This window comes from Chryseobacterium sp. YIM B08800 (genome assembly GCF_026163565.1).
In the GTDB taxonomy this organism is placed as follows: Bacteria; Bacteroidota; Bacteroidia; order Flavobacteriales; family Weeksellaceae; genus Chryseobacterium.
In genome coordinates this window covers 25293-35467 of sequence record NZ_JAPDKN010000054.1, presented here as the reverse complement: position 1 = coordinate 35467, position 10175 = coordinate 25293, and the positions used below count along the sequence as shown (strand labels likewise).

At 34.0% G+C, this 10175-nt stretch carries 10 protein-coding genes; 3 read left to right on the top strand and 7 right to left on the bottom strand.

Annotated features, from left to right (window positions below; genetic code table 11):
* The first annotated feature begins 154 nt into the window (after positions 1-154).
* Entirely contained in the window at positions 155-1153 is a 999-nt protein-coding gene (dusB, locus tag OEW74_RS17275; RefSeq protein WP_265429645.1) for a tRNA dihydrouridine synthase DusB, read from the top strand.
* Positions 1154-1209: 56 nt separating this feature from the next.
* Here dusB and deoC read toward each other — a convergent pair whose 3' ends face one another.
* The 5 genes from deoC to OEW74_RS17250 form a co-directional block, all read right to left on the bottom strand.
* Complete coding sequence (deoC, locus tag OEW74_RS17270) at positions 1210-1959, bottom strand: deoxyribose-phosphate aldolase (protein WP_265429644.1); 750 nt, start codon at positions 1957-1959, stop codon at positions 1210-1212.
* A 2-nt stretch (positions 1960-1961) separates the two neighbouring features.
* Positions 1962-2435: an Lrp/AsnC ligand binding domain-containing protein gene (locus OEW74_RS17265; RefSeq protein WP_265429643.1), complete on the bottom strand. Its 474-nt coding sequence runs from the start codon at positions 2433-2435 to the stop codon at positions 1962-1964.
* Between the two features lie 13 nt (positions 2436-2448).
* On the bottom strand, positions 2449-3393 hold the full coding sequence (locus OEW74_RS17260; protein WP_265429642.1) for an endonuclease: 945 nt from the start codon (positions 3391-3393) through the stop codon (positions 2449-2451).
* 291 nt (positions 3394-3684) lie between these two features.
* The gene (gene trmD, locus OEW74_RS17255) at positions 3685-4359 is read right to left on the bottom strand and encodes a tRNA (guanosine(37)-N1)-methyltransferase TrmD (protein WP_265429641.1); all 675 of its coding nucleotides are present in this window, start codon (positions 4357-4359) and stop codon (positions 3685-3687) included.
* Positions 4356-5618: an NAD(P)/FAD-dependent oxidoreductase gene (locus OEW74_RS17250; protein WP_265429640.1), complete on the bottom strand. Its 1263-nt coding sequence runs from the start codon at positions 5616-5618 to the stop codon at positions 4356-4358. The genes trmD and OEW74_RS17250 overlap by 4 nt, the downstream gene beginning before the upstream one ends.
* Before the next feature lie 66 nt (positions 5619-5684).
* Between OEW74_RS17250 and OEW74_RS17245 the strand changes: the two genes are divergently transcribed.
* Positions 5685-6548: a glycoside hydrolase family 25 protein gene (locus OEW74_RS17245; RefSeq protein WP_265429639.1), complete on the top strand. Its 864-nt coding sequence runs from the start codon at positions 5685-5687 to the stop codon at positions 6546-6548.
* 177 nt (positions 6549-6725) lie between these two features.
* Positions 6726-8030: a hypothetical protein gene (locus OEW74_RS17240; protein WP_265429638.1), complete on the top strand. Its 1305-nt coding sequence runs from the start codon at positions 6726-6728 to the stop codon at positions 8028-8030.
* Between the two features lie 73 nt (positions 8031-8103).
* On the opposite strand, the gene gap is transcribed toward OEW74_RS17240, so the two are convergent.
* Positions 8104-9108 (bottom strand): type I glyceraldehyde-3-phosphate dehydrogenase, encoded by a 1005-nt coding sequence (gap, locus tag OEW74_RS17235; protein WP_066679504.1) that lies wholly within the window; start codon positions 9106-9108, stop codon positions 8104-8106.
* A gap of 35 nt (positions 9109-9143) precedes the next feature.
* Complete coding sequence (pfkA, locus tag OEW74_RS17230; protein ID WP_265429637.1) at positions 9144-10130, bottom strand: 6-phosphofructokinase; 987 nt, start codon at positions 10128-10130, stop codon at positions 9144-9146.
* Positions 10131-10175: the final 45 nt, after the last annotated feature.

The following is a 10175-nucleotide window of genomic DNA, read 5'->3' as shown; positions in this document are numbered from 1 at the left end:
AAGCAAGGCGTGAGGAGTAATAGCGGATAGCCGGAAAAAGCTCCTAAGAAATATATTATTCTAAGTTTTGGATAAAAAAATTAAATATATTTAAGAATCATCATAATAGATATTATTAAATTGTTTAAAGTTTAGAAATTCGTAAATTTGCACCATGATTAAAATTGGCAATATAGAACTGCCGGAATTTCCGCTTTTGTTGGCTCCGATGGAAGATGTGAGTGACCCTCCATACAGACGTTTGTGCAAATTGCATGGAGCAGATTTGATGTATTCGGAGTTTATTTCTTCTGAAGGTTTAATTCGTGACGCGATAAAGAGCAGAAAGAAACTGGATATTTTCGATTATGAAAGACCCGTAGGAATTCAGATTTTTGGTGGTGATGAAGAGGCAATGGCGATGTCTGCAAGAATTGTGGAAACTGTAAATCCGGATTTGGTAGATATCAATTTCGGATGTCCTGTAAAAAAAGTCGTTTGCAAGGGTGCCGGTGCCGGTGTTTTGAAGGATGTTGACATGATGGTACGCCTTACAAAAGCTGTAGTAAATTCTACAAGCCTTCCTGTAACGGTGAAAACACGTTTGGGATGGGACAGCAATTCAATCAATATTGATGAAGTTGCCGAACGTCTTCAGGAAACCGGAATCAAGGCTTTAACCATTCATGCGAGAACGCGTGGACAAATGTATAAAGGTGAAGCTGATTGGGAACATATTTCCAGAATTAAACAAAATCCTAATATAGAAATTCCTATTTTCGGTAACGGAGATATAGATTCTCCCGAAAAAGCTTTAGAATATAAAAATAAATATGCGTGCGACGGAATAATGATTGGTCGTGCTGCAATTGGATATCCTTGGATTTTTAATGAAATAAAACATTTCTTTAAAACAGGTGAAAACTTGGCTGCTCCAACTATTTCAGACAGATTATTAGCCGTTCGTCAACATGCAGAATGGAGTGCTGAATGGAAAGGTGAAAAGCTGGGATTAATTGAAATGAGACAACATTATAGTAATTATTTCCGTGGAATTCCACATTTTAAAGATTTCAGAAGAAAATTCTTAGAAGTATATACTTTAGAAGAAATGGATGCCGTGATTCATGAAACTCAGGAGTTTTACGAAGAATATCAAGCTCAACAAGCATAAATATAAAACCCATCAGATTTTGATGGGTTTTGTTATTTTTTTAAGTTTTGTTTGAATTAATATCCTCCTTCTGAAGAAGAATCATTTTTTATAAGAGCCAGTGCAGAAGATGTTCCAATCCTTTTAACGCCTAGTTTAATCATCTTTTCTGCATCTTCGGGAGTTCTTACTCCACCTGCAGCTTTTACGGGAAGTTTACCCGCATTATCAAGCATTATTTTAATTCCTTCGAAGGTTGCTCCGTTTGGCTTTCCGTTTTCTGTCTGATAAAAACCTGTTGAAGATTTAACGAAGATATTTTCTAAATCTTTTTCATCAAAATTTTCTTCTGCCCAAGTTGAAATATTTTTGGTAAGATCTGCAATTTGTGCATCTGTTAAAGCTGCAATTTCAATAATCCACTTGATAATTTTTTGATGCTTAATGCATAGTTGCGTACATCTTAAAAACTCATCTTTTACAAGCTCTAAATTCCCATTAAGATAAGCTTCGCAATTAATTACAAAATCCAATTCATCTGCTCCGTCATTAATTGCTTGGGTTGCCTCAGCTAATTTTTCATCAACAGAATAGGTTCCTTCATGAAAACCAATTACCGTCCCTACAATTACATTGGCTTTCTTTTCATTTAAAAAACTTTTAATTTCAGCCACATAATTAGGGCGAATCATTACGGCAAAAATGTGATGATCTATTGCTTCCTGAGCCAAATCTTTTACAATCTGAAGCGTTTCCTGTTCGGAAATACCTGACTGTTGTGGAGTTTTTAAATAAGTTGAATCTAAATATTGAGCAATGTTCATCATAATTATACTTTCAGTTGTCTGTAAATACCTTGTTCCAAAGATATGAAAGTTTCGGTTCTTGTAACGCCTTTAAGTTTTTGAAGTTTGCTTAAAATAAGCATTAAATGATCATTGTCTTTGCATAAGACTTTTAGAAAAATAGTATAATTTCCTGTAGTATAATGTGCTTCTACTACTTCGTTTACGTCTTGCAAAGATTTTACCACATCCGGATAATGACTTGGCTGGTCAAGAAACATTCCGATGTAGGAAACTACTTTGTATCCTATTTTTCTCGGATTCAAAAATGAGATAGAATTCTCTATAACTCCCGCTACTTCTAGTTTTTTAATTCTTTGATGTACGGCAGTGGTAGATATCCCTACTTGTTTAGAAATATATGCTAAAGAACTTTTAGAATTGTCCATCAGCATATATATGATCTCTTTGTCTAGCTGATCCAATTGATAGCTTGTATTATCTTCTGTGTTTCTCATTTTTAATATTTTGTTACTTCAATTCAATTTTTTTTAAAGCTACTAAAACAGGAAAATGGTCGCTAAAGCCACCAAGATATCTTGTTCCTGCATACGTTCTGAAAGGTCTGCCTTCAAAACCTTTATTTTTAGTGCTCATACTTTCAGGGTTAAAAACCTTTGCCTCCTGAAAAGATAGTTTTGCATCAGCTTTAAAAAAAGAATCTGATAGCATGATCTGGTCAAAAAGTAGTCCGGATTTGTAATGAAAAGTAGAATATTTCTTTGTTGAAAATAGCTTTTGGAAAGGATTGTGCAAAACCTTGTTATGTGTATTGTCGTAAAGAATTTTTATTAAATTTTCATCATCCGGGTTTTGATTAAAATCTCCGCATAAAATGACATGTTCCTGATCTTTATTGATGATATTTAAAATCCTGTTGTGAATTTCATTCATAATAAAGTTTCTTTTGGGTTGATTAATGTCTTTTTCTCTCTTCGAAGGAAGGTGAGCTACAAAAACATTCATTATTTCCTCTTTGAATTTTACTTTTGCAAAGAGTACATCCCTTGTCGTGTCATAATTATCGGGTTTGTTGTCTATGATTTCAAAAAAGAAAGTGATGGCTTCAGAATCTATGATTTCAACTTTAGATTTGTCATATAAAAGAGCAACGTCTACTTTGCGCTCATCCAGAGAATTATAGTGTACAATTCCATACTGTGAGCTAAAAGGATCAAGTTTTACCAGATCTTCTACTACTTTTTTTCCGGAAACTTCACAAAGACCAATAAGGGCAGGTAAAACTCCGTTTTCTTCCTTCATTAAACGAAAAACATGCGCAATTTTTGAAAGCTTAGTTCTGTACTTTCTGTCGTCCCAGTTTCTTAACCCTGATCTTGTAGGATCGAGTTTATGAATCTGCGGCGGATCAGGCAAAAATAAATTTTCAACATTGTAAAAAGCAAAAAGCTCCATCAACATATTTTTCTAAATTGTGACATAATTTTAAATCAAACCTATCATTAAATATATCAAAATTTTGATTGTTGAAAAATTCTCGAATCAAATTAATTTATAAAATCTTAATATGTTATTACAATGATAAATAATGGGCAAATTTACAATATAAATTTCAAACATACCCATGTATGATTCAATAAAAAATAATCCATTTAAATGTGATATAAATGGTATAAAAAATGTATTGAAAGTGATTTAAAATGTAAAATTTTCAGTAAAAACTATTTCTTACATAAGTTTTTTTACTTATTCTAAAAGGTCGGGGCGCCTTTCTGTCGTGATTTTTACAGCTTGTTCGTGCCTCCATTCTTCTATTTTAGCAAAATTTCCACTTAAAAGTATTTTTGGAACTTCCAATCCTTTATAAGATTCAGGTCTTGTATAAATGGGAGGAGAAAGCAAATCATCCTGAAAACTGTCTGTTAAAGCACTTTGTTCATCATTCAAAACTCCCGGAACAAGACGAATGATAGAGTCTGCTAAAACACAAGCAGCCAATTCACCACCCGTCAAAACAAAATCTCCGATTGATATTTCTTTGGTAATATGCAGATCTCTTACGCGCTGATCGATTCCTTTGTAGTGACCGCATAAAAAGATCAGATTGTTTTTAATTGATAAAGTATTGGCGATTTTTTGATTTAAAGTTTCTCCATCGGGCGTTAAATAAATGATTTCATCATATTCTCTTTGAGATTTAAGCTCAGAAATACATTTATCTAAAGGTTCAATCATCATTACCATTCCTGCGCCGCCACCGTAAGGCTCGTCGTCAATCTGGCGGTGTTTGTTGATTGACCAGTCTCTCAACTGATGAAAATGTACTTCTACAATACCTTTATCAACTGCTCTTTTCAAAATAGAAGTTTGAAACGGACTTTCCATTAATTCTGGAAGCACGCTTATAATGTCAATTCTCATTGCTGCGTATTATTTTTTTGAGATGGCGAAATAATCAGACGTAAGGAAGAATCTTTATTAAAATAGCTCCACATCCAGTTAAAAAATATCGCCAGTTTATTTCGGACGCTCAAAATAAGCATTAAATGTAAGAACATCCAAAAATACCAGGCTAAAAATCCCTGAAATTTTATAAATGGTAAATCTACAACGGCTCTGTGTTTTCCGATGGTTGCTAATGAACCTTGATCTTTATACTCATATTCAACCCATTCATTTTTATTTTTCTTCAGAAAGTTTTTGCCTAAATTTTTTGCCTGATTAATGGCAACATTTGCAACTTGAGGATGACCTTGCGGATATTTCGGAGTTTCCATGTAGGCAATGTCTCCCACTGCATAAATGTTGTCGTAGCCTTTTACTTTATTGAAACGATCAACGATATATCGGTTTCGTACTAAATTTTCGGAAGGAAAGCCGTCAATGACATTTCCTATAACTCCTGCAGCCCAGATCACATTATTTGATGGAATTTCTTTGCCGCTTTTCATGTAGACTTTATTTCCGTCATAGTCGGTTACGATCTCACCGCTCAGAAAATTTACGCCTAATTCTTTTAAATATTTTTCAGATTTTTCCTGAGCTTCAGGACTCATTACGGCAAGTGGCTTTTCAGTAGAACTTACGAGAATTATTTGAAGCTGATCAAAATTCATATAAGGATAATCTCGCGGAAGAATTTCTTTTTTCATTTCTGAAAATGCTCCGGCTAATTCTACTCCTGTCGGGCCACTTCCTACGATAACGATATTCCAGTTTCCGTCGTCGCTTCGGCTTTTTTCAAGAATCAGTTTTTCGAAAGTCAATAAAACATGATTTCTGATGCTAATGGCTTCCTGAGTATTTTTCATTCCGAAAGCTTTACTTTCGAGGTCTTTATTACCAAAGAAATTGGTTTTACAACCAGTGGCGATAATTAATTTGTCGTAAGTGAATTCTGCTTCGTCTGTAATGACCTTATTATTGGCCGGATCAATAGATTTTACATCGGTTAAACGAAACTGTGTATTTCTGGATTGCTGAAAGATTTTTCTGAAAGGAAAAGAGATATTGGAAGGCTCGATTCGTCCGCATGCAACCTGATAAAAAAGTGGCTGAAACATATGGTGATTTACTCTGTCGAGAACAATTACCTTTTTATTTTTATTGTTCAGCGTTTTTGCAAGCTGCAATCCCGCAAAACCTCCTCCAATGATGATAACCTTTTCGCGTGTTTCCATAATACACAAATTTACTTATTTTATTTAGTATTTTTAAGGCCTAAAAAGTTAGTTTTGCAAAACTTTATGAGCCCTAAAAAGTACACCAAAAAAACTGCCAAAAGCATCCATAAAACAAGACGACAGAATTATTTTTTGCGTCGTAAAATTGTATTGCTCATCTTGGTGATTGCACTTATCGGAACGGGTTTATATCTAAAGCAATCAATCAGTTACTATTATGCTTTATATTTTAATAAATTCTCTCATAAGAAGCTAAAAAACAGCGAATCTGAAACTCTAAGAATTCAGAAGATTATTTCAAATAATCTTGATAAAACGTATGGTTTTGACATTTCTCATTACCAAAATAAAGAAGATATAAAATGGGATAGTCTGAGCATCGGAAATAAAACAATTCCGCTTGAATTTGTGGTGATGAGAGCAACGATGGGAAATCGAAATGCCGATAAAAATTTTGATGAATTTTGGTCTTCCGCAAAAGAGCATAACCTAATCCGTGGAGCATATCATTTTTACCGAGCTGATGAAGATCCGGTAATCCAGGCTAATAATTTTTTGGATAATGTAAAGCTTGAAAGTGGCGATTTGCCACCGGTTTTAGATATTGAAAAGATTCCAAAAAGTAAGTCGAAAGAAAAACTAATTGAAGATTTAAAAGTCTGGTGCAAAATTGTAGAAGAAACCTACGGTGAAAAACCTATTATTTACACGTATTATCATTATTACAAAGATTTTCTTAGAGGTGAGTTTGAAGGTTACCCGATCTGGCTTGCTAATTACAATGATGTTCCCGAACCTTCACCTGAAGATCAATGGGATTTCTGGCAGTTCACAGAAAACGGAATTGTGTACGGAATCAATTCTAAAATAGATCTGAATATCTTTAACGGCGGAGTTTGGTCGCTGAAAAGCTTAACCTTGGATTAATTAATCTTTTCTTAATTTTTGTTAATAATTCTTAAAAAAAATTATTCTATAAAATCATTTTTTGCTTTAAAAAATTACAGATATTTGTGTAAACTAATACCTGAAAACTCGGCTGCCAATATTTTGGTAGTTGCTTTTTCGCTTTTTATAAAACTAACCATAAAAACTAATTTAATCATGAGAACAAAAATTTTATTGCTGTTTCTATTCGGATGGGTGGGAATGGTATCTGCGCAAATCGAAACGAAAGTTTTCGAATTAGATTTAGGAAAACCTTCCAAAAATGCTTTAACTGCTACAGATTCTAGCAATAAGCTGGTTATAAAAACAAATCAGCTATTATCATTCGACCTAAAAAATGCCAACCCATATAAGTATAAATATGTGATCAATCACAGATTTGTAGATTTATATGAAGGACAAGGTTATAATCCTTTAGATAGTATCGGAAAAGTAGTTCCAATTAAAAATGCAATGACTCAAAATTCGGAAAAGAAAAACGATTCGATATTTCAAGAACATAATTCTATGTCTGAATTTTCAACAAATTTTATTCAAGGAAAAAAAGCAGCCAATAATGATGAAGACAAAGCCAATATTAAAAATGCAACGAAAGTTTTAGAAAAATCTTTTAATGATTTAAAAGTAGATATTGATAGTTATATTGTTAAAATTTCAGCGGAGGATTTTTTAGACAAAAACAAATTTGATTCTATACGAAAAACTTTTAATAATTCTTACATCAATCTTTTATCTGCATCGCAAAATATAGGTAACGAAGCGGAAAACTTTCCACAGACATCCGAATACTTTAGTAAAAAGCTAAAACCTATAGATTCTGTATCTGTAAAAATAAAAAATGAGATTTTGAAAATGTATCAGCTAAAATTATACAATTATCTGTTGCCTGTAGATATTAATGGTAAAAATATCGACGTTGTGGAAGTTACTTTAGAACGTTATGATAGGTCTGTTGCAAACCCAATTCCTGATAAGTATGTTTTTAACGTATGGGTAAAAGGAGGTTTGAAAATTGATATAAGCGGAGGTGTTTTTCTTACCTCATTAATGGATAAAGAATATGAAACGAAAGACGATACAGGAAACAACAAATTTATTTATACCAAAGAAAAAGGTGATTATGATTTCGGATTTGGTTCAATGATTAACCTATCTTTAAGAGGTGGCTCTTGGGTGCGTCCGGCTTTGAGTATTGGAGCTTTATTTACTACAAATCAAAAGTTTCAAATATTAACAGGTTTTGGTTTGATTTTAGGAAAAGAAGAACGTCTTGTTTTGCACGGAGGTCTTACAATGGGTGCGGTATCACGAATTTCGGATCAGTTTAAAACTAATGGAGAAATCTCTTACGACTTAGGTACAGAGGGAACTGTTGCTACAAATAATAAATTTTCTTTTGGCCATTTTTTTGGGATTACATATAACTTTGGAAAAGTTAAAAAACAAGAACCTGCAAGATAAATTTGAGATTTTAGTTTAAACAAAAAAACCTTCCATCCGGAAGGTTTTTTTATATAAATTTGAAATGTATCAATTACAAAGAAGAAGAATGAACTAACATATCAACCAATTTGTTCGAGTAACCCATTTCGTTGTCATACCAAGAAACAAGCTTTACAAAGTTTGGAGAAAGCATGATACCAGCATCTTTATCAAAGATTGAAGTTCTCTTATCTCCTACGAAATCCTGAGAAACTACAGCATCTTCAGTGTATCCTAAAATACCTTTCAATTCACCTTCAGAAGCTGCTTTGATTACTGCACAGATCTCTTCGTAAGAAGCACCTTTTTCAATTCTCACTGTTAAATCTACTACAGAAACGTCAACAGTTGGTACTCTGAAAGACATCCCTGTTAATTTTCCGTTCAATGAAGGGATTACTTTTCCTACTGCTTTTGCAGCACCTGTAGAAGAAGGGATAATGTTGTTTAGAGCAGCTCTACCACCTCTCCAGTCTTTCATTGAAGGACCGTCAACAGTTTTTTGAGTAGCCGTTGTAGCGTGTACAGTTGTCATTAAACCTTCTACAATTCCGAAATTATCGTGAATTACTTTAGCCAAAGGAGCTAAACAGTTTGTAGTACAAGAAGCATTCGAGAAGATCTTTACATCGTCTGTAAGCTCAGTGTGGTTTACACCCATTACAAACATTGGTGTATCATCTTTAGAAGGAGCAGAAAGAATTACTTTCTTAGCACCTGCAGCAATATGTTTTGCAGCACTTTCTTTATCAAGGAATAAACCAGTAGATTCTACTACATAATCAGCACCAATTGCATCCCACTTAAGGTTGCTTGGGTCTTTTTCTGCAGTTACTCTGATTTTTTTACCGTTTACCACAAGGTCATTTCCTTCTACAGAAACTTCACCTGGGAAAACTCCGTGTACAGAATCGTATTTTAACATGTAAGCCATGTATTCCGCATTGATAAGATCGTTGATTCCTACAACTTCGATGTTGCTTCTTTCTGTCATTGCTCTGAAAACAAGACGACCGATTCTACCAAAACCGTTAATACCTACTTTAATTGTTGACATAGTGTTTTACTTTTTTAAAAATTATATTAAATAGATTAGATTGCTAAAATTTCTGAAATTAATAAAAGGTCTTTATTGATTTCATTATGTTTTTTAATGGCTTCTTCAATCGGAGTGTACGTTAAATCATTAGAACGCATTCCTGCCATTACATTGGTTTCTCCATTCATTAATCCTACAACGGCACCGTAACCAAGTCTGCTTGCCAAAACTCGGTCTGCGCAACTTGGCGAACCTCCTCTTTGCATATGTCCTAAAACAGCTACTCGGATGTCGTAATCAGGAAATTCTGATTTTGTTTTTTCTGCTAATTCATAAACATTTGCGAGCTTTTCACCTTCCGCAACTACGACGATGCTTGAAGCTTTTCCTGTTTTTTCAGCATTTCTGAATTTTCCAAATAAATCTTCAATGCTGTCTTTTCTTTCAGGAATCAAAATATCTAAAGCTCCGGTTGCTAAACCACTGTTTAAAGCGATAAATCCTGCATCACGACCCATTACCTCAACAAAGAAAACTCTGTTGTGAGAAGTTGCCGTATCACGGATCTTATCGATAGCGTCCATTGCGGTATTTAAGGCAGTGTCGTAACCAATCGTATTATCTGTCCCGAAAATATCGTTGTCGATCGTTCCCGGTACACCAATTACTCTGATCCCGAATTCTTCATTAAAGATCTTTGCTCCGGTGAAAGTTCCGTCTCCGCCAATACAAACTAAACCGTCAATTCCTAATTTTTGGCAGTTTTCATACGCTTGTTGACGACCTTCTTTGGTTCTGAATTCTACTGAACGGGCAGATTTAAGAATCGTACCACCCTGATTGATTATATTTTTTACAGAACGAGCTCCCATTTTCAGGAAATCATCGTGAATAAGACCATTGTAGCCTTCTCTTACTCCGTAACATTCGATATTATAATAGTTTGCGGTTCTTACCACCGCTCTTAATGCTGCGTTCATACCCGGAGAATCTCCTCCCGAAGTAAGAACTGCAATTTTTTTTACAGCACTTTCTTTCATCTAGTAAAAAATTTCAAACACAAATTTACGAAAACAAGTTCAGAT

Excerpts from the sequence above, each read along its gene's own strand:
- dusB (WP_265429645.1), top strand. The coding sequence starts at position 155 with ATGATTAAAATTGGCAATATAGAACTGCCGGAATTTCCGCTTTTGTTG.
- deoC (WP_265429644.1), bottom strand. The coding sequence starts at position 1,959 with ATGATGAACATTGCTCAATATTTAGATTCAACTTATTTAAAAACTCCA.
- OEW74_RS17265 (WP_265429643.1), bottom strand. The coding sequence starts at position 2,435 with ATGAGAAACACAGAAGATAATACAAGCTATCAATTGGATCAGCTAGAC.
- OEW74_RS17260 (WP_265429642.1), bottom strand. The coding sequence starts at position 3,393 with ATGGAGCTTTTTGCTTTTTACAATGTTGAAAATTTATTTTTGCCTGAT.
- trmD (WP_265429641.1), bottom strand. The coding sequence starts at position 4,359 with ATGAGAATTGACATTATAAGCGTGCTTCCAGAATTAATGGAAAGTCCG.
- OEW74_RS17250 (WP_265429640.1), bottom strand. The coding sequence starts at position 5,618 with ATGGAAACACGCGAAAAGGTTATCATCATTGGAGGAGGTTTTGCGGGA.
- OEW74_RS17245 (WP_265429639.1), top strand. The coding sequence starts at position 5,685 with ATGAGCCCTAAAAAGTACACCAAAAAAACTGCCAAAAGCATCCATAAA.
- OEW74_RS17240 (WP_265429638.1), top strand. The coding sequence starts at position 6,726 with ATGAGAACAAAAATTTTATTGCTGTTTCTATTCGGATGGGTGGGAATG.
- gap (WP_066679504.1), bottom strand. The coding sequence starts at position 9,108 with ATGTCAACAATTAAAGTAGGTATTAACGGTTTTGGTAGAATCGGTCGT.
- pfkA (WP_265429637.1), bottom strand. The coding sequence starts at position 10,130 with ATGAAAGAAAGTGCTGTAAAAAAAATTGCAGTTCTTACTTCGGGAGGA.